This window comes from Pseudomonas sp. PDM17, assembly GCF_014851985.1.
Taxonomy (GTDB): Bacteria; Pseudomonadota; Gammaproteobacteria; order Pseudomonadales; family Pseudomonadaceae; genus Pseudomonas.
The window spans coordinates 267,012-287,910 of record NZ_JACVAT010000002.1 but is presented as its reverse complement, the minus strand read 5'-3'; the positions used below and the strand labels follow the sequence as shown (position 1 = coordinate 287,910).

General features: G+C 56.7%; 12 protein-coding genes. 3 read left to right on the top strand and 9 right to left on the bottom strand.

Annotated features, from left to right (window positions below; genetic code table 11):
* Window positions 1-61: 61 nt before the first annotated feature.
* The 8 genes from IB256_RS07130 to IB256_RS07095 form a co-directional block, all read right to left on the bottom strand.
* Entirely contained in the window at window positions 62-8,584 is an 8,523-nt protein-coding gene (locus IB256_RS07130) for a calcium-binding protein (protein WP_192401869.1), read from the bottom strand.
* A 20-nt stretch (window positions 8,585-8,604) separates the two neighbouring features.
* Window positions 8,605-9,282 carry a hypothetical protein gene (locus tag IB256_RS07125; RefSeq protein ID WP_192401867.1) on the bottom strand — a complete coding sequence of 226 codons (678 nt, stop codon included), beginning with the start codon at window positions 9,280-9,282 and terminating at the stop codon, window positions 8,605-8,607.
* Window positions 9,283-9,321: 39 nt separating this feature from the next.
* Window positions 9,322-10,737 (bottom strand): HlyD family type I secretion periplasmic adaptor subunit, encoded by a 1,416-nt coding sequence (locus IB256_RS07120; protein ID WP_192401865.1) that lies wholly within the window; start codon window positions 10,735-10,737, stop codon window positions 9,322-9,324.
* Window positions 10,738-10,741: 4 nt separating this feature from the next.
* On the bottom strand, window positions 10,742-12,886 hold the full coding sequence (locus tag IB256_RS07115; protein WP_192401863.1) for a type I secretion system permease/ATPase: 2,145 nt from the start codon (window positions 12,884-12,886) through the stop codon (window positions 10,742-10,744).
* A gap of 425 nt (window positions 12,887-13,311) precedes the next feature.
* Window positions 13,312-13,941, bottom strand: coding sequence for a hypothetical protein (locus tag IB256_RS07110; protein ID WP_192401860.1), 630 nt, complete (start codon window positions 13,939-13,941; stop codon window positions 13,312-13,314).
* Window positions 13,942-14,178: 237 nt separating this feature from the next.
* Window positions 14,179-14,613, bottom strand: coding sequence for a hypothetical protein (locus tag IB256_RS07105; protein WP_192401858.1), 435 nt, complete (start codon window positions 14,611-14,613; stop codon window positions 14,179-14,181).
* Between the two features lie 234 nt (window positions 14,614-14,847).
* Window positions 14,848-15,177 (bottom strand): hypothetical protein, encoded by a 330-nt coding sequence (locus tag IB256_RS07100; RefSeq protein ID WP_192401856.1) that lies wholly within the window; start codon window positions 15,175-15,177, stop codon window positions 14,848-14,850.
* A 419-nt stretch (window positions 15,178-15,596) separates the two neighbouring features.
* Window positions 15,597-15,989, bottom strand: coding sequence for a hypothetical protein (locus IB256_RS07095; RefSeq protein WP_192401854.1), 393 nt, complete (start codon window positions 15,987-15,989; stop codon window positions 15,597-15,599).
* 882 nt (window positions 15,990-16,871) lie between these two features.
* Here IB256_RS07095 and IB256_RS07090 point away from each other — a divergent pair.
* From IB256_RS07090 to IB256_RS07080, 3 genes are all read left to right on the top strand, one after another.
* Window positions 16,872-17,357 carry a phage antirepressor gene (locus IB256_RS07090; protein ID WP_192401851.1) on the top strand — a complete coding sequence of 162 codons (486 nt, stop codon included), beginning with the start codon at window positions 16,872-16,874 and terminating at the stop codon, window positions 17,355-17,357.
* A 105-nt stretch (window positions 17,358-17,462) separates the two neighbouring features.
* Entirely contained in the window at window positions 17,463-18,452 is a 990-nt protein-coding gene (locus IB256_RS07085; RefSeq protein ID WP_192401849.1) for a D-2-hydroxyacid dehydrogenase family protein, read from the top strand.
* A gap of 182 nt (window positions 18,453-18,634) precedes the next feature.
* A complete protein-coding gene (locus tag IB256_RS07080; protein ID WP_192401847.1) occupies window positions 18,635-19,519 on the top strand; it encodes a DMT family transporter in 885 nt (294 codons plus the stop codon).
* Here IB256_RS07080 and IB256_RS07075 read toward each other — a convergent pair.
* Window positions 19,512-20,849 carry an MFS transporter gene (locus IB256_RS07075; RefSeq protein WP_192401845.1) on the bottom strand — a complete coding sequence of 446 codons (1,338 nt, stop codon included), beginning with the start codon at window positions 20,847-20,849 and terminating at the stop codon, window positions 19,512-19,514. The two genes, IB256_RS07080 and IB256_RS07075, sit on opposite strands and share 8 nt — an antisense overlap.
* Window positions 20,850-20,899 lie beyond the last annotated feature (50 nt).

The following is a 20,899-nucleotide window of genomic DNA, read 5'->3' as shown; positions in this document are numbered from 1 at the left end:
AATTGCTGAGTCTCCATAAAAAAGCCCGCCTCGCGGCGGGCTTTCTCGTTTCGCTCAGCCCTTAGGACTGCCAGTTGGCAGCTATTACAACGTTGAGCTGATCGCGCTGAGACTGGGATAGATTGATCTCTCCGCCTGCAGGCGCGCCAAAAGCAGCCATTGCATTCACCAGATTGTCGACTGCGTTGGCGTACAAGGTCGACCCGCCAGCCTGAATGACATCGACCTTCTGGGCCGGATCGCGGTACCAGTCCTGAATGGTCACACGATCTTCCGATCCCCTCACATCCAGCACCAGGTTGTCGCCATCACGGGACAGCCAGAGGTTTTCACGAGTTACTCCCTCGAAAGCAAGGACGTCGTTATCCACCGGCGTATTTGAGAGGTTGTTGATGACATCCTGCCCATCACCTGCGGCGAACCGATAGGCATCCGCGCCGTCACCCCCGATGAGATAGTCGTTCCCCTTGTTGCCTCGCAGTTGGTCATTACCTGCACCACCATCAATCAGATCTGCATCCGAAGACCCAAGAACGATCTGATCTCCAGCCTGACCTGCGGTCACGGTGCCAAAGGCACGTTCATCAGGGAGATTACGATACGCGGGCGAGCCATTCGGGTCAGGGTTCGTCAGACCGAACGCACCGAAGATCTGGTCCGCAGTCAGCGTGCCTCCACTGGCGAAGACCAGACTGTCGACTACGTAATCGCCGCCAAGGAACCAGTTTTTCACCGTCACCTTGTCCGTACCGCCGCTGATGTTGAGAACCAGATCATTCCCGCTCTTCATCAACCCGCTACCGACCTGGTTGAAGGTTATTCCCTCGAAGCGCAGCGTATCGACACCACCACCGCTGTTGTCGATGACATCCTGGCCGCCTCCTGCAACAAAGACATAGAGGTCATCACCACGTCCCCCTACCAGCGTGTCGTTGCCAACCCCCCCGTTAAGAGTGTCGTTGCCGTTGCCACCTTCAAGGCGATCCGCACCGGCATCGCCGAACAGAACGTCATTGCCGTTGAAACCCTGGATCAGATCGCGCTGGGCGCCCCCGTTCAGTGCTGCATCGTTTCCGGTGCTGCCCTGAACAGTTGCGTCATAGCTGGAAGCGGGAGTCGCGGGGACAGGCAGACCAAAGGCACCGAAAATCTGAGCCGCAGTTAGCTGGCCGCCGGTTTCAAAGGTGATGGTCTCAACCAGGTTCTCCCCTCCCAGGAAGAAGTTCTTGAGGGTTACCTGGTTTGTGGTGCTGCCATTGACCTTGAGGATGAGGTCATTGCCTGACTTGGTGAGCCCGGAACCAACCTGATTAAAGGTGATGCCATTGGCAAAGCGCAGCGTGTCGTTACCGTTGCCCTGCTCCTCAATGACATCCTGACCCGCGGTGTAGATGTACAGGTCATTGCCCTCGCCACCGATAAGCCGGTCGTTGCCTGCACCACCATTGAGGGTGTCATTTCCAGCTCCGCCCAACAGAACGTCGTTACCCGCCGTGCCAGTCAGCACATCGTCCCCCCCCACACCAGCAACTGGCGGCGTGCCGGGGTCTGTGGGATCTGTTGGATCGGTGGGGTCAGTCGGATCACTGGGGTCCGTCGTCCCGCCGGAGCCATCCGGCAGCGCGGTGAGCATCCCCGCAATTTGAGTAGTGGTGAGGTAGTTTCCGCCGTCCGGCTGAACGTAGTCGATCGAGTACTCCGCGCCCAGGAAATGCTTCGTCACGCGGACCTGCTGGTCGAGATCCTTATCAACGAGGATGATCAGATCATCGCCATCGCGGTGGAAGCTCAAGCGAGTCCGATCAATCCCCTCGAGGAAGAACACACCATCGAACCCACCACCGCTATTGTCGATGACGTCCAATCCGCCTTGCGCGCGGTAGTAGTACTTGTCATCACCGGCTCCGCCTGCCAACTGATCATCTCCGTCCTCACCATCAAGGACATCATTGCCAGCTCCGCCAATGATTACATCGTCGCCTGAACCTGTGGCCATGCCGTTTCCGCCAGACAGGTAGTCATTGCCCTCTCCGCCCTCGAGCTGGTCGTTGCCCCCCATCCCAAACAGCGTGTCATTTCCAGCCCCACCACGAATCAGATCACGCCCGTCGTATCCCGAGAGCTGCTCGCCAGCCGTAGTACCGTCGATGACGGCAGTGAATCCTCCGGCGACTCCGTTGGCTGCCACCATGTGAGCGATCCGAGCCGCAGTTAGCATATAGCCACCGCTGGGCTGGACGTAGGAAATGGCCTTGTCTCCACCAACGAAGTGCTCAAGTACACGCACACCCTGAGCAGCATCGCCATCAACCTCGATGACGAGGTCATCTCCATCACGACGGAAGCTCAGACGATCGGCGCTGAGACCGTCACCGAAGAACACCCCATCGTTACCACCACCGGTGTTGTCGATGTAATCGAATCCATCTCCCGTGTTGTAGACGTACTTGTCGTTCCCAGTACCGCCCTCCAGCCAATCCTCACCCGCACCGCCATCGAGCTGATCATCGCCAGCGCCCCCCACCAGGGTGTCATCACCGGCCTCACCTTCCAGGTAGTCGTTGCCGCCCTCTCCATGCAGGGTGTCATTGCCAGCGCGGCCCCAGGCCTTGTCGTCCCCGTCACCCAGGCGCATCAGGTCATCCTCATCGCGATAACCGAGGAAACTGTCCGCGCCGGAAGTGCCCCAATAGGTCACTCGATTCTCGACATCGGCTTGGGATAACTCGCTGCCGTCGGCAAACACGAAACGGTCGAGCTTGAAGTGATCGGTGGGCTCTCTGAACCAGTTCTGCACAGTGATCGCGTCAGCACCATTGCTGTGCTCGATAATCATGTCCAAACCACGGCGGTTGAAGGTCAGGTCGCTTGCGGTAATGCCGTCGCCGAACTCCAGGACATCCGCGGTGGGTGCGATGTTGCTATAGGCCTCATTGGGGCGGCGCTCAATGATCAGGTCACGCCCATCACCCAGGCCAAAGCGATAGGTATCTTCGCCAAATGAGCCATACAGAGTGTCGTTGCCGGCACCGCCCTCCAGTGTATTGCTCCCCTGGTCCCAGGGACTGTTGTAAGCAATGAGGATATCGTCACCAGCCCCGCCAGAGAGGAGATCGAAACCCTCGCCTGTCAGCTGGTCATTGCCCTCACCGCCGTAGAGCTCACCAGAGCCCAGGATGATGTCGTCACCGGCGCCGCCATCCAGCACTCCAAAGCCGGTCAGGGTATCGTCGCCCTCCTCGCCGAAGAGTCGATCATTCCCGCCGCCGCCATCGAGAGTATCGTTGCCGGCGCCGCCATGGAGAACATCATCTCCCCAGTCCCCATTGAGCTGATCCTCTCCGGCACCACCCCAAAGCGTATCGTTACCATCGCCACCATTGAGGATATCGTTGCCGTCCTCACCGAAGACCTGGTCGTCTCCCTCGTCACCGTGCACAACGTCATCGCCACCGCCGGCATGAATCACATCGGCATCCACATGACCGAAGATTTCATCGGCGGATGCCGTCCCAGCCAGAGCCATTTGCTTGATCTGGTCGTAGCTCCACGAGTTTCCGTTGGCGAACTCGAAACGCTCGACCGCAGTGAACCCAGGTTCGCCGGGAGTACGCGAGAACTGGCCGATCAGGCGAAGTTCATCAGACTGGTTCGGGAAACGCACGACCAGATCAAGACCGTCGCGACGAAGCAGGAGATCCGCGGGGGATGCATCTGCAAAGACGACCGTATCCATGCCTGAGCTGTCAGTGATCTGGTCACTACCGCTCCCGACAGCAAATACATAACGGTCGTTACCGGCTCCCCCCTCGAGACGATCATTGCCATCGCCGCCAACGAGCGTATCAGCACCCTCTCCTGCCTGGAGCCAATCACTACCAGCACCGCCGAGCAGCTCATCATCACCGCCCAAGGAGACGATGTGATCATCACCACTACCACCATCAATGTGGTTCGCAAGAGAGTTACCCAACAGAGTATCGGCCAGGGCGGAGCCTTCCATCGTCTTAGCGTTCAGTTGCTGGACATCAAGCGCCAAGGAAGCCCCGGAGGTATCCTTGAGCGTCAGGCCCTGAACGGGGGAGTCTCCCGAGAAGAAGCTCTCGAAGACAATGCGATCAACATCATTTCCCAGGATCTGCACCAGGAGATGATCACCATCGCGACGCAAGATGGCATCAGAGATGGGAGAACCCTCGAGCAACACCGTCGAGGTTTCTGGTAGCCAGCGAACACGGTCCACACCATCCCCTGCACGCAGCACGTACGTATCGTGCTGCCCTCCCCAGAAGACGTCATTACCGGTGCCGCCATCGATCAGGTTGCTTCCAGTGCCACCGGCAAGGTAGTCATCGCCTGCACCGCCCAGAAGGCTGTCATCACCCGCATCGCCTTGGAGGTGATCATTGCCCGCACCTCCGGAAAGTTGGTCGTCCCCTTCGTGGCCAAACAGAGAGTCGTTGCCTTCGAGCCCTGAGAGCACGTCGTTCCCTGCATAGCCGTAGAGCAGGTCGTCTCCATCCGAGCCCAGCTGTACCAGCTGCTTGATCTGCTCGGTATCCCAATACTGGCCGTCGGCAAATACGATCCGATCCAACTGATACCCATCTTGTGCGTCACTCTCGAAGAAGTGGTCGACGATCAACCGGTCTCCGCTATCCAGGATGGTCAGAATCAGGAGATTCTGGCTCCGAGTCAGACGCACGTCGGACATCGATACCCCGGCGTCAAGCTGGATGACGTCCTGCGAGCCGGCCGAGCGGTCAAAGTTATTGATCCGGTCCTGCCCGTATCCGCGACCAAAGCGGTAGGTATCAGAACCTTCGCCACCACTCAGATAGTCGTCGCCGGCTCCGCCATCCAGGATGTCATTCCCGGCACCGCCTTCCAGCCGGTCATTGCCTACCTCGCCAAACAGCTGATCGTTGCCTTCATTGCCATAGAGCGCATCGTTCCCATCACCAGCGGAAATCACGTCGTCGCCGGCGTAGCCATACAGGGAGTCAGCACCGGCCGTGGCGGACAGCGCTCGAGACTTGATTTGGTCCCGATCCCATACAGTCCCGTCAGCAAACTGGATTTGGTCGATCCTCTGACTGCCATTGCCGTCCGAGTAGAAGAACCCTTGCACAAGGATCGAATCGTCAGTGCCGTTGATGCTGACAAGAAGATCGTTGTTGCTGGTTCGAGTCAGCTTGGTATCTGTGCTCAGTACATCTGCGGAGAATCGAATGGCATCGACTTTGTCGCTGCCGGCGTCGTAGTTATTGATACGGTCGTGGCCATCGCCGCGACCGAACAGGTAGATGTCCGAACCGCTGCCGCCTTCAAGGGTGTCGTTACCTGCTCCCCCGCGCAGCGTATCGTTTCCCGCGCCCCCATACAGTGAGTCGTTGCCAAGCCCCCCAACCAGACTATCGTCACCTGCTGCGCCATCCAGATAGTCGTCACCAATACCACCGGCGAGTTGATCCGAGGTGGCATAACCAATGATCCGGTCATTGCCATCGGTAGACTGCAGCGCCTTCTGCTTGATCGAAGCGACGTCCCAGAATGTCCCATTGGCAAACTCGATGCGGTCTACCTGATAGCCTGCCGCAGCGTCGCCGTTGAAGAACATGCGCACACGAATCGAATCTGCGCCACCGGCCAAGGACAGCAAGAGATCGTCACCTGAACGTACCAGGCTCACCTGCTCGGGCAGCACGGACGCAGCGAACAGAATTCGATCCTGACGTCCTGCAGATGTGTCGTAGTTGTCGATGATGTCGTGACCACTGCCCGGCCCGAAGAAATAGGTATCGGAGCCAACGCCACCAATCAGATTGTCATTACCGGCGCCACCGTCGATATAGTCATTACCAGAGCCCCCGTCCAGGCGATCGTTTCCGGCCATGCCGAGCAAAACATCGTTGCCGCCGTTACCAACCACCGACTCGCCTTGGTCACTACCTGTAATGACGTCGTCAGACTCGTATCCCTGGAGCTGCGTCATTCCTTCGGCCGGCTGCATGACGATCTGCTTGATAGCTTCGAGGCGCCAAGAGTCGCCATTCGCAAACAGGAGTCGGTCGATCTGGTAACCACCGTGTCCGTCCTGATCAAAGAAACTGCGCACACGCAAGGTGTCCGGATGATCTTTGATACGAATGAGCAAATCATTGCCCTGACGTTCAAGCCTTGTGTTCTGCTGCGTGACTCCATCGCCAAGTAGAACGACGTCTGACCGCCCGGCAGACCGATCATAATTATTGATCACGTCCTGGCCAGAACCGATCCCGAAGACATACGTATCCGAGCCTTCACCGCCATAAAGTTCATCATTTCCGGCGCCGCCAATCAGAAGATCATTCCCTGCCCCACCATGCAGCGAATCGTCACCCACATCACCCAAAAGAATATCTGCACCATCTCCACCTACAAGATGGTCGTTACCTGCGCCCCCACTGAGCAGGTCATTTCCAGTATTGCCATATAGAGAGTCCGCACCAGAGGCACCCAGCAAGAAATCAGTCGACGCCTGGCCACTCAGCGAATTACTGTTGGCAGGTATAGTCACAAGACTGCTCCCCGCCCCAAGCTCGCCAAGAAGGCTAGCTTGCTGTTCAGCACTGAACCCTTGAACCCATCCAACAAGGTCCGACGTCCATTGCTCTAGCGGTCCGTTCATGTGCGGCAGCAATTCATATAGGTCTACTGCTGCTTTGACCGGATTACTAGAATGCGTCGTGTGAAGCAAAGCAGTGACTCCGGAGTAGTCAAGGTCGAACGCGCCATTCTGAATATCGACCGCTATCTGATCCATATAAGGTTGAAGGCGGGTTTGAAGCAGCAGTCCCTGATAGACAGAAGCTTTCAGAGCCTCATAAGACTGATTGATTAAGTCTGCCTGCGTTGCGTTTATTGACAGATGTTGCTCTGTGACGTAGTGCGTACTGCCGCCTAACACTATTCCACCAAAACTAGCGTTCCCACCATTCATTGAGCCTGCGCTAAACGATGCGTTTATCCGCTTGTTTCCCGAAGAGTCAGTGCTCTGGGATGAAGAGAAGTTGAAGAACCCTCGGCTGTTGAAAATCTCCAGCAGAGCGATTTTCTTTAGAAGGGCCTTCTTTTCCAATTGAGCTGCTGTGGGCTCCAAAGCGCCACCGATCCCCCCACCTGCCGCGGTTCCGGCCCCAGCAGCGAATCGCCCCTGCAGTTCCCAGGAGTATGCGAACTCGAATTTCGCATCGCCGATGTTAAGCATTGACACGCGCTGATCGAACGTCTTGAAGCTTGAGCTTTCGCCCCACTCCTGAAGGACCCTGTCCAACATTGCCATCTGCTCGCTGCGGGTCTGCAATGCTCCGTAGGTAGCCAGCACACCTTTGAGCTCAGGATTGAGCATGCTTGCCTCGCGCAAATCGCGAACAGCTCCCGATCCTTTAATTTGCGGAAGAGCACGCGCTAGGCCATCTAACGCGATCTGATCAGTGTACTCACGATAGAAAGGGTTAGATGCCAGATCCAGATTTGCTGCTTGACTCTGGTTACCATTGACTGAGCTCTCTGTGCCGTCACCTCGGACGTAGCTTCCTATGGCGCTGATAACGTTACCATTGGAGTTCTGATTAGATGAATTGGATGAGAGGCTAATGGACTTGATGTCCAATTCTGTCAGAGTTTTTAGTTCGTTACTCTGGGAGACTCCATCTTGATTCAAGTCCTGCCAGACTCGAACAGAGGAAAACTGAGCATCCAGTGAGTCAAAGACTCCGTCGGAATTTGAATCCATCTCGCTGAGTGCATCGAAACCGTTGGCTGCCTTTTGGCCATTGGACTTTACGGTATCTACACCAAATAGCTCACTTCCGTCATCAATATTCCCATTACCATTACGATCCAACACTAGAAACCCATCATCCCCCTTAACCCAACCTGTCCCCGTCTTGACTCCGTCGCCATCAAAATCGAATGTCAGCCCCGTGCTGGACGGCAATGTTTCTACACCGTCTCCATCAAGATCTAAAGCCAGCGGATCATAGCGCTGGACAAAGTCCATCGCAGAATTATACCCCGCATTGACCTGCGGGTTCACTTCACAACTGGTACCCGTATCAATGTAAGGCTTGGGCAGTTTATCTTTAAGCTTATCACCCAAGTCCTCAAGGGTTTTTCTCCAGTCGTCCAACTCTTTCTGTCGCGGATCATCATCATCCATGAACGGACCATCTGGATAATGATTTTTCTTCTGAGGACCACCCCAAGCATCGTTGAGCCAGTTGGTGAGATCAATCATCGCCCTCAGAACAGTATTGTTCTTTTTAATAGTATCTTCAGTAGGAAATGACGGCTCGCTGAACTCAACGATCGCCAAAGCAGCCTTTAAATATTCAGCTGCCACATTCATACCAGGAATATCCCCAGCAAAATCAGCAATCGTACCCAATCCATCCCTCATGGATTTCTCAGCCATTCCAGGATCGTTTATATTTTGAGCATTTTCTACCTGAGTTCGAATAGCCTCACTCAAGTCTCGCGATTTTTCCGCCATTTCCTTGAGATTTTTAAGTGTATCAGCAGGTCCCGTCGGCATATCCATATCCCTCTAGCTGCGAAGATTTAATTAAAATCCATCTTATTAACAGATTCAATATATGCGCCAACCTTAAACAAAGCCGGCCTACCAAACTGCATTACCCGAGAAACTAAAGTTACGTACTCGTGAAATATCTCAGGTTTCCGTTGAGCCAAGGAGTCGCATACAGGCGTCCTCAGATCCAGCATCATTCCGCCATCACGCTTAATCTTATCGATGGTGTTCGCTGCAACAGAACGCGCCTCATCCGGCTTCATTGACTTCAACTTCGCCTCCCTATATCTCAACATACTGGACTCAAAACTTATGGGGCACTCATCAGTCCCCATACGCGCACGAGCTTTCACCATCATTGACATTGAAGAGTCAAAATCTCCGGAGTCGACCAAGATATTCGCAACCGAGAGATCATTCACAACACATTTGGAGTCTGCAGATTCACATTTATTTTGATTCACATATCCCAATAACTCCTCTCTTTTCGACGCACCATTTTTTAGAGTCATGATATTGACCACTTCCCCTTCGGCGACATTATTTCTGGACCGATTAAAGTACTCTGCATGCCACATCTCACTCACGATCCAACGTGAATCTTTTTCTGCACTATCTGTAACCGAGAACGATACAGCTACGATCGCAACTAGAAGCACTATGACAAACACAGCTACAAGAGCCACCCATTTCATTGCAGCGCTCATCCCAACCACCATCCAACATAAATATAATTTAAAAATACCCTATCTCTCGGAAAAACTCTCGTCCAACCTTCTCTGCAGAGGACTGAGAAAGTAATCAATCACTTTCCTTTTATCCGTTTTTATTTCTGCAGCAACTACCATTCCGGGTGAAAGCGATACCTCGCGACCATTATTTTTAATGTCACTTTTTTCAACCATCATTCTCACGCCATACAAGAGCCCTCGCTTTTCATCCTCAATAGCGTCATTGGTAATATCAACAACTCTCGCATGGGCAACACCATGTTTGGTAAAGCTGAAGGTTTCCACTTTTATCTCTACAGACTGACCAACGTGTACAAATCCGATATCTTTGTTCTCCAAAAAAGCTTCGACTTCAACGGGTTGATTCGATGGCACAATGATCATCAGCGGCTGCGCTTCAGTTACGACACCGCCAGGCGTGTGGATGGCCAACTGCTGGACAGTTCCGTCCACCGGTGAAGTCAAGCGAGTAAGCCGATCGCGCTGAAGTGCTTTAAGCAATTCCTGCTCAAGAGAAGCTATGCGTTGGTCGGCTTCGTGTTGGAGATCAAGCATTGCCCGACGCGCCTGAGCAATCACTCCCTCTTTACGCTCTGCCGCCTCACGGCGTGATGCATTAAGCTCTGTTAATCGAGCCTTTTGAACTGCCAACTCTCGCTCTTGGTCCAAAAGTGCTTGCTCCTTCTCCAGCCAGGCGTGCTTGGCTACGTAGTTTCGCTCAAGCAAACGCTGGTAATCGCTTGCCAACTGGCGAGCAATGGGTAGCGTCTTCCCTAATGAGTCAATCGTGGACTTAACCGCCTCAATTTCAGCACTTCGCTGCTCGATTCCGGCTTGCATTTGCTCGCTGTTCGTTTGCAGCTCTAAAAATTGACCTTGAACCCATGTTTGGGCCGAGCGAACCCGAGCTTCGTCTACTCCAGGCAGTGCAGAATCGACTTGGCCGGGCTCATGCCCAGCAGCTATTGAGTCCAGTAACGCCCCAGCACGCACGCTATCGATACGTGCTGATTGGAGATCACTTTTAATCCTCTCGACATCCGCGCCAGTGATCTGAGAGTCAAGTTCGACCAACAGTTCTCCAGCTCTAACCCGTTGACCATCATAGACATGGATGGCCTTGACCACGGCTACCTCGACCGGCTGGATAACCTTCGTCTTGCCGCTAGGAACAATTTTTCCGGTCGCAGTGGCAACTACATCGATCTCACCGATGCATGCCCAAATGAGAGCCAGAGAGCAGAATGCCAAAATGGCCCACTGGATGTACCTAGGGGCTGGATGTGGTGGCTTTTCCTGTAACGCTAGAGCAGCCGGTAAAAACTGAACCTCGTGGATTAGCCTTGCCGGGCTTTCCATTTGTTTACGTCGGCGCCAAGAATGACGCCATGCACTGCGATAACGCTGAAGCAACTCTTGTTTAGCGCCCATGCTCTTACCCCTGCTGAAGACGGTGCAGGCGGGAATAGTGTCCTGCCTGGTGGGACAAGAGCTCTGCATGTGAGCCTTGCTCTACGATCTGTCCGCGATCCATGACCACGATCCGGTCGGCATCACGAACGGCGCTCAGCCGGTGCGCAATGATGATCACCGTGCGCCCCTTACAGATCGACTGCATGTTCTGCTGAATGACGCGCTCCGATTCGTAGTCCAGCGCGCTGGTGGCTTCATCGAAGATCAGCACTCGGGGATTTCCCATCAGGGCCCGGGCGATGGCGATGCGTTGACGTTGCCCGCCCGAAAGCGAAGCGCCGTGCTCTCCAACTATGGTGTCGTAGCCCTCGGGTAGCTCAAGGATGAAGTCGTGTGCGCCGGCCAATTTGGCGCAATGGATCACGGAGTCGATGGGCGCCCCAGGATCCGACAACGCAATGTTCTCGCGTATGGATCGTGCAAAGAGCATGTTGTCCTGGAGAACAACTCCAATCTGCCGCCTTAGTGACGCAACATTCGCCAAAGCGAGATCCATGCCGTCGACTAGGACTCGGCCCCGCTCGGGCGTGTAGAGACGCTGCAGGAGACGGGTCAGAGTGCTCTTGCCGGAACCGGAACGTCCGACAATGCCAATGACCTCGCCAGGCTCCGCTTGCAAGCTGACGCCGCGCAGTACTTCAGAATCGTCAGGGCGATAGCGGAAGTGCACCTGGTCAAACTCGAGACGTCCTTTGAGCGGGGGCAGATCGCTGCGCCCAGCCTCGCTTTGCTCGGTGCGACTATTGAGGATGTCCCCCAGGCGTTGTACGGATACCCCCGTTTGCTGAAAGTTCGTCCAGAGTTGCGCAAGCCGCATGATCGGCTGGGAGACCCGCCCCGCCAGCATGTTGAAGGCGATCAGCTGTCCGACACTGAGGTCACCGTTGATGACCAAACGGGCTCCGAGCCACAGAGTAGCCACGGTCACCAGCTTGCCGACCAGGCCCACCGATTCATTGGCGATGTTGGACAGATTTTGCGTTTTGAAGCTCGCGGCTACGTACCCGGCGAGTTGGTTGTCCCACTTGCGATTGACCTGCGGCTCAACAGCCATCGACTTCAGTGTATCGATCCCATTGACTGTCTCCACCAGGAAGGCCTGGTTTTCCGCTCCACGACTGAAACTCTCATTCAATCGCGCTCGAAGAATGGGCGTGATGATCAACGAAATGATGAAATACAACGGCAGCGAGAGAACCACTACTAGCGTCAGCCAACCGCTGTAGAACCACATGACGGCAATGAAGACAACCGAGAACAGGACATCGAGGACCAGCGTGATTGCGTTGCCTGTGAGGAAGCTCCGTATGTTTTCAAGCTCTCTAACTCGCGCAACTGAGTCCCCAACGCGGCGGGCCTGAAAGTACGCCAACGGCAGCGTGACTAGATGCCGAAACAGGCGCGATCCCAGCTCGACATCGATCCGGCTCGCGGTGTGGGAAAATACATAGCTGCGCAGCCCTGACAGCAGCGTCTCAAACAACATGATGCCTAGGAGTCCGACCGCAATGACGTCCAGGGTTGTCAGCCCGCGATGTACAAGAACCTTGTCCATCACAACCTGGAAGAACAGCGGCGTGAGCAGCGCGAATATCTGCAGGACAAAGGAGACGAGCAGAACCTCTCCCAGCAGCTTGCGGTATTTGACAATCGCAGGGATGAACCAGGTGAAGTCAAAGCGTCCAAGATCCCTCGCTTCTGCAGCTTGCGACTGCACGAGAATCCCCTCACCCGACCAACGCTCTTCTAGTTGCTCTGCGCTCAGCACCTCAGGCCGATTAACCAACGGGTCGTGAATCAGAACCTTCCCATCGTCGAATCTGGCAACGATGAAAAAACCACCTGAACGATCCGCCGCAATCATCGGTAGTGGGAGGTGGGGCAAGCGGCTGAGTGAGCTACGAATGGAGCGCGCCTTAAGCCCTAGCTCTCGCGCTGCCAGCAAGATCTGCGGCGAGCCAAATGCCTCACCTTTCGAGCAATGGTCGTGAGCAAGCTGTTCAGGCGATGCCGCAACGTTGTGGAATCTGGCGAGCATGCACAGTGAGGCGAGCCCCGAATCTGCAGGTACAGTTTCGGTGCCCCCTGAAGACGCTGTTGCTGACATCTTTCGTCCTTGAAAATCAGCTTCTAAACGAGGTCCGGCGGTCAGTCTTGATCAGATCCGACACACACAGAGGCGAATCATCAGATAAATCTGGAGGCGAAATACCGTCAAATGGCCCAGAACTGCACACGTGACAGCCGTCACAGATCAAGGGCGAGCGGGTGTTACAAATAATGTCAATTTCGTTACATGTTCGTGCAGCCACCTGGAAGAGTGAGCGCCACTGTCTCTGACGCATGTCACTACCAATCGAATCGCGCAATTTGCGGCAAGTCTGCTCGCGAAGCGTGGTCGAGAGTCCGCTATGGGTCGGTAGCGGCCTCTCGCTAGAGGCTGCAATCGGCCAGAAGCAGCCACTCGGCAGCACTAAATGGGGGGGGGAAAGCAGCCAGATAGGTTAGATTTACGGAGCTGGTGCCGATGGCTTATTGAGATTCATCCAAGGAGTGGGCAAACATGTTAGTTTCACTATTTTTCACTACCTCCTTAAGGTGGTTTTTTTCAGCGATTAGTTTCTGATGCTGTGCTTGCATTACTTTTAGATGCTCTCTGCCGGCGTCGCTATTCATCTCCACGCCAGCAGGAGTAATAATCATCCTCGTTGAGTAGCCTTTTTGGTCAATTGTTAGCTGGCCAGCAATAAACCTTGCGTCCGACCGAAGCTGTTCAATATCGCTAATTACTGAGTTCAACAAAGCGGTGTATGCACTCAGCTTGACCGTGTTCGCCATCGCTTCGACCTGTGCCCTTCCTGACTTTGAGGTATCCTGAAGGGCTGCGGCAGCATCAATCAATTCTTCTTTTTGATATCTAACCGCCTTGGTAAGCCAAAAGAATGCAGCAAGAGCGAGCACGGGGTTCAGCGCGCCTCCAATATAATCCCCAAACTCACCCCACCTCGAGGCTTGATGAGATATGGTGCCGGAATTTAAAAATCCAAACCATAGGAAATATATTAAAAAAACGAGCACAACATATATCGCGACAACGACCTGCCAAAGTTTTACGTTTTTTGCAAGCTTATGCAACTCAAATTTCTTGTCTTCTACATTCATGGTTTCTTATAACAAAATAAATTAATGTCTTAATTTTCGGTAGCCACTGGCATCTAACTTCATACGCTTACACACCGAGGAGGAGGTAGGTGCATTGCTACTGTTTATGCTAGGCAGTTCAGTCTCCGCGGTCGGTTGCGAGAAAAGGGGACAGATTTATTTTTCGAGAGCGCGAGGTTTAACAATAAATCTGTTCCCTTTTCTGCCTAACCTAACGCTGGAGTGGCGCGTCAGCCGTCATACTGCTGCGGCCGCAAGCTTGCATGCGCGACAAAAAACATCTACGTCGAAGCTTGATATGGTGTCGAGACGACCCATCCCACCATGCGTGAAGAAGACAAGCAAGTGTTGCCCGCTTCCACCAACGGAAAAGTTGACAGTATTTGATCCACGGTGCTTGAGCTTATTCAGTGCATCAACAAGCCGCAAATCCTTAACCGTTGCGCCCATAGGTATCGAACCACTACCCGCTACTTGCGCTAGAAACGCCGCCTTTTCTGCAGCACTGACAGGATCAACCAAATCCCCAACTTTTTGTTGAAGTGCCACTTGCAAAAGTGATCCCTGCCAGCCAGGCAGCTTGTCGAGTCGATCACGATGCCTGAGCAATTCGTTCTGAATATGGTCTAGAAGTCCAAAGGCTTCCTCACTAGTTGCAAGTGCATCGGACATATCCTGAGCAAGCCAACTCTTGCAAAAGCCGGAAGACGCATTGCCAACTAGGCGAATGGACTCAAATAGTGTGCGGGGCGCCGAAGAATTTGCGGCCACGAGGAACTCAGTAAAACCATTTGCCATAAGTAATCATTCCGAATAAATAGCAATATTGGAGCCAATACTAACTTTTGATTAAGAGGCCAGCTTGAGCCCATGCCAGTGAGTGCAGCAAACGGCTTTAAGCACTTGTCAGACTACATTATCACTGGATTTGGCAAGAATCCCAGAAGCCGCATAAACAATCCTGTTCAGCGACTTTATGTGTTTCTCGAATTCGTGCTCAATTGCATCAGGGCATGAGTCAACCCCTTCAGAACCGAGCATGCTAATAATTCCAGCTAACTCATCTAAGGATAATTCAATTCGATAGTTATGATTTGAGTCGGTATTGAAGTCCCTAACGCTATTAGATCGTATGACTACGCTATTTTTATTTTCATCCCACACCAACCGGATTTTTTTTAGATCTATGGTGCTAGTGCCATGATTTGCGGTTGATCCATAACGAGAAATTTTCATATGAAACCTCTAGTAGCCTAACAATCAAACTAATGGGCGTCCAAAGCGCAGACTTTAGACGTCCAGTGAGCGACAGCTCAGAGCATTGCTATATGCCGACTGTAGCGGGCATGGAGTTTATAAAGGTAATTTTTTAGCCAGCATCGCAAGGAACAAGTAATATACTAAATCGGGTCGGGCGCTTTTCGATTAAGCCATATACCACGCCTGTGCTATTGAGAGTCAACTCTGGCATTGCACGAGGATAGACTCTCACTACCTCATTAAACCTAGACGAAAAAGGGACAGATTTATTTTTCGATAGCGCGAGTTTGAAAATAAATCTATCCTTTTCTATCTGTCCCCTTTTCTACCTGGACAAGCAAAAGGTCTGGCTCAGTAGAAGTCGCACTCTTACTTCACCAGACCTTGGGCGCCATTCAGCTCTTTGCTGCAATCGTGCCCGATACGCCCGCACCTACGGCTGCCCCTGTGCCAGCAACAACGGCAGTACCGACTGCCATGCCACCACCACCAGCAGCAACAGCTCCCCCACCAAGCGCCGCGAGCGAAGCGTTAGTCAATGCGGCACCGGAAAGTGTGCTGATCGCGGTACCTGTGCTTGCCGCACCCAACAGCCCCGCTGCACCAGCTGTTGCAGCAATCGCTGGAGCTGCAACCAACGCAGCGCCTCCGGTTGCTACGGTCGCAGCGACGACAGCGATGGTTTTGCCCGGACTCTCAGAAATCGCATCTACGACATCGCCCACAAGGCCGCCAGCAACACCTGGAGGGCCAAAGAAGAATTCGTCTAACGAACTGAACAGCCCCATGCAATCCACTCCTTGACTGAGACCTGTAACACGATAGAGGCCATATGACATCAAGGAAATAACTTACTCCATACCTAGTCTTGATTCTAGCCCTGCCAGCTTCTGCACATGGTGACGCGGCGAGACCTCACGCAATGGCTACAGCGCCTACTGAGTCGCCCCTTAATTCGTAGGCGCTTGACGCTAGCTCCTGACCAGTCTCTGTCAGCGTGAACGACAGCTGTGGGTCGGTAACCGCCCCACATCAAAGGCACCAATCGGCCGGAAGCGGGCGTATGACCAGATGCCCCCACGGCTGTTCCCGCCACTGAATCGCAGTACTGGCAAGTGAGGTTGGTATCCAGAGTCACCCGTTCGAGGCGGAGCATGCGCAGAGTCGATCAGGGCTGAGCGGCTTTCTGTAATGGTCTAACTCTTCCGTAGGACGAATAACCCGCCGTGTTTTCCGCATTCCTTCCAGTCGAGGCGAGTCATCCTGCATACGCGCACCGCTTGGACTGTCACCCTCTCCCACCTTTCCTGAGCCTGGCTCCTACGTCGCGAAGCATCCTTCCGGCGCGGCGCTGGCCTCCGGGAAGTTCCTGACTCGCCATCGGCATTGCGGTCCTACAAAGCCTCTGCTTAGCGTTTCCTCCGCCACGGAACAGCCGTGGCCAGGTGTGGAAACCTGTTTGGATACCGCTTTGCCGTAGCAGGAACGGCCCAGTCTTTTACCAGGCTGGGTCACCCCTGGCTGTCTATGGCGGACCGTGTGAGGCGGGCTTCGGCCCGGCCGGTCTTTGGCGGTAATCCACCGGTTTCCACCCTTGCACGGTCCGTCTCCCTTCCCTTTCGGAGGCGGTTTTCTCGCTGTACTTCCTGCCCTGCGCACGGAGAACGCCCATGACTCCAAGGATCGAATTCCCGGCCAATTCCGGCCTGATTGCCCAGACCTTTCACCGTTTCGACCGTACCCTGCGCGCGCTGATGATCGACCACCAGGCCTGGTTCGTCGCCCGCGACCTGGCGCGCCTGACCAACACCCACTTCAGCGCCCGCGTGCCGCGCAAGCTCGACCCGGACCAGTACCGCTGGGAGCCGTTGGCCGGCTGCCGCGAGGACGAATTGCTGGTCAGCGAAAGCGGCCTGTATACGCTGCTGTTGCTCTACTTTTTCCACCCGGAAAACCGCAACCTGCGGCAGTGGCTGAGTAACGAGGTGGTGCCGGTGCTGCGGGATTCGCGGCTGCAGCAAGGCAACGGCCCGCGCTATTTCCAGCGCAGGGTGCAGGACCATCCGCTGGCCTTGCTCGAATGGCAGGGCGGCGTATGGATGCGTGTAGGTGATGCGGCGAGACTGCTGGAGGCGGAAGCCCGGGCGTCACGCTGAGGCCCTGCGCGGATCTGCCACAGTTTCAGCCCGCCTCTGTGCGGGCTTTTTGAAGATCGGATATCGTCCTGCGGTAACCCAAACGACCGCAGAGGCGGACTCCCCATGAACATCGTCATCCCCGATGACTACCAGGACGTGATCCGAACGCTGGACTGCTACAGCCAACTGACCGGGCACGACGTGCGCGTGCTGCATGACCTGGGCCCCGCTTCGGCGGACGAGTTGGCCGCGCGCTTCGCCGATGCCGACGCGCTGGTGCTCACCCGCGAGCGCACCCGTATCGACGCCGCGCTGCTCGACAGGCTGCCCAGGCTCAAGCTGATCAGCCAGACCGGCAAGGTGTCCGGCCACCTCGACCTGGACGCCTGCACCGAGCGCGGCATCATGGTGACCGAGGGACGGGGCTCGCCCGTGGCGCCCGCCGAACTGGCCTGGGCGCTCATCCTCACCGCGCGCCGGCAACTCGTTCCGGCTATCGAAGCGTTCAAGGCCGGGCAATGGCAGGTCAACCTGGGCCACGCGCTGGCCGGGCAGACGCTGGGCATCTGGGGCTACGGCAAGATCGGCCAGCGTCTGGCGCGCTATGCGCAGGCGTTCGACATGCCTGTGCTGGTCTGGGGCAGCGACAACAGCCGGGCCGCCGCCATCGCCGATGGTCATCAGGCGGCTGCTTCGCGCGCGGCCTTCTTTGCCGAGGCGGATATCCTCAGCCTCAACCTGCGCCTGTCCGAGAGCACCCGTCATGGGGTCACCTTCGCGGACCTGGCAGGCATGAAGCCCAGCGCCCTGCTGGTGAACATCAGCCGCGCCGAGCTCATCGCTCCTGGCGCGCTATTGCAGGCCCTGAACGCCGGACGGCCTGGCTACGCGGCCGTGGACGTCTTCGAACAGGAGCCGCTGCTCGCCGCCGACAACGACCTGCTGAAGCATCCCCGCGCGCTCTGCACCCCACACCTGGGGTACGTGGAAAAGAACGGCTACGAGCTGTACTTCGGCGATGCCTTCGACAACGTGGTGGCGTTCTTCGGCGGAGCACCGAAGAACATGGCGAACCCACAGGCCCTGGCGAACAGGCGGGCGGAAAACTCCTAGCGGAAACCGCTTCGCCCCCGCACTGCTGTGCCAGGATGCAATACCGGCAGCTGAAAGGCGCCGCCGGCAGACAGCAAAACGTCGGTGCGCCGCCTTCCCAAGCGCCAGGGGCGCCCGGCAAGATAGACGCATTCGCCGCCGCTTTTCGGTGGCCCTCTTCTGCCTTGTGCCACCGGAGTCGTATGCAACCGCGCGACCTTGCCGCCTATCTGTTCCTTGCGATCGGCTGGGGGCTGTCCTTTCTCGTGCTGCTCAAGGCCATCGCCGGGTTCGGCTGGGTTGGCGCAGTCAGCTTCCGCGCGCTGATCGCCAGCTTCACGTTGTTCGCGGTGGCCAAACTATCCGGGCGCCGGCTGAATTTCGAAGGGTTGTGGAAGCCGCTGTGCGTGGTCGGCGCGACCACGGTGGCCGGCCAACTGATCGGCATGACCTACGCCACACCGCGCATCGGCACCGCCATGGCGGCGATCTTCGTCGCCGGCATTCCGCTGTTCTCCATGCTCATCGGCCGCCTCTGGGGCCTGGAGCGCATCACCTGGAGCGGCCTGGGCGGGTTGGTGCTGGGCTTCTGCGGGATGGTGCTGCTGGTGGGCTTCCCGGCGGTGCCGATCACCCACGAGTTCATCCTCGGCAGCGCGGCCTCGGTGTTCGGCGCGGTGTGCGCGGCCTTCGGCAGCAACTACGCCAGCCTCAAACTGCGTACCGCCGGGCCCTGGGAAGTGACCTGCGGCGCATTCGGGATCGGCGGGCTGCTGACCCTGCCCTTGCTGATCTGGGTGCCGGTGCCCGGCACGCCGCAACCGGTCGACTTCCTCTTCCTGCTGCTTTGCGGTTGCGTGTTCAGCGCGGTGAACTACGTCGTCTACTTCCAGCTCGTTTCCCGCATTGGCGCGACCAGGACCATCAGCGTCGAATTCGTCGTCACCGTGGTCGCGGTGCTGGTGGGCGCGCTGGTGCTCGGCGAAAGCCTGTCGCTGATACAGGGCGTGGGCGCGCTGACCATCCTGCTCGGCTGCACCCTGGTGCTCGGCATTGTGCCAGGCACCAGGACGCGCGCGGTCAGTTGATCGCCTGTACCGACGCGCTGCCGGGTGCAACGTCGTCGCGGTCGATCACTTCCATCGACAGGCGCGAGGTTTCGCGCAGCAGCCAGGAGCACACCGCCACCAGCAAGAGTGCCCCCGCGCCGTAGAGTGCCACGCCGAACGGGTTGCGCCCGGTGGCGATGAGGATGGCGGTGGCAATGCTCGACGCCGTGCCGCCGCCCAGTGCCGCGCCGATCTGGTAGCTGAACGAGATGCCCGAGTAGCGCATCTCCCGCGGGAACTGTTCGGCGAGGAAGGCCGGGATCGGCCCCTGGGTCGCGCCCATGAAGAAGCCCACGGCGACATAGGCCAGCAGCGCCAGCGGCAGATTGTGCAGGCCGATCAGCGGGAAGAAGGCGAACAGCCCGAGCGCCATGATGGCCGCGCCGAAGATCATCACCGCGCGGCGGCCAAAGCGGTCCGACAGGTGCCCGAAGAACGGCGCGGACAGGACGATGGCCACCGACAGCGAGAAGTCGAACAGCAAGGCATGGCTGCTGCTGTAGCCGATGTCCGTCGCGTAGGCGAGGAAGAAGGTGCTGCCGATATAGGCAATGGTGACGTAGCCGAAGGCGATGCCGATGCACAGCAGCAGCTCGCGCGGGCGACGGCGGAAGGCTTCCATCAACGGCATGCGCGCCTCGGCTTGCGGCGTGGCCTTGGGCTGCGGCGCGGTGTTCTGCAGGCGCGCGTAGAGACCGACCAGCACCAGCAGGCCGCCGAGCCAGAACGGGATGCGCCAGGCGATGCCGCTGAGGTCGTCGTCGAAGGCGAAGCTGACGATGGCGAACACCGCCGAACCGAAGATGCCGCCGATGCCGATGCCCATGCTGGTGAAGCTGCCCCACAGGCCACGACGCCCCTTGGGCGCGACCTCGATGCCGAACAGCGCTGCCCCGCCCCACTCGCCGCCGGCGGCGAAACCCTGCACCAGGCGCAGCAGCACCAGCAGAACGGGCGCGGCCGCGCCGATGCTGGCGTGGGTCGGCAGGAAACCGATCAGCAGGGTGCTCAGGCCCATCAGCACGAGGGTGGCAACCAGCGCCTTCTGCCGACCGTAGCGGTCCCCCAGGTGGCCGAACACCACGCCGCCCAGCGGGCGGGCGAAGAAGCCGGCGCCGAACGCCGCGAAGGCAACCAGCACGGCGGTCAGGCGGTCCATGCCGGGGAAGAACAGCTGCGGGAAGATCAGCGCGGCGGCGTAGCCGTAGATGACGAAATCGTAGAACTCCAGCGCAGTGCCCATGCCGGAGACGCAGAAGGTGCGGAATGCCGAGCGCGAGCCGGGAGCTGCGGGCGTGTGGTCGATCATGGCGGTTCACTCTTGTTTTTGTGGCAACACGAAACCCTCGCGGCGGCCGG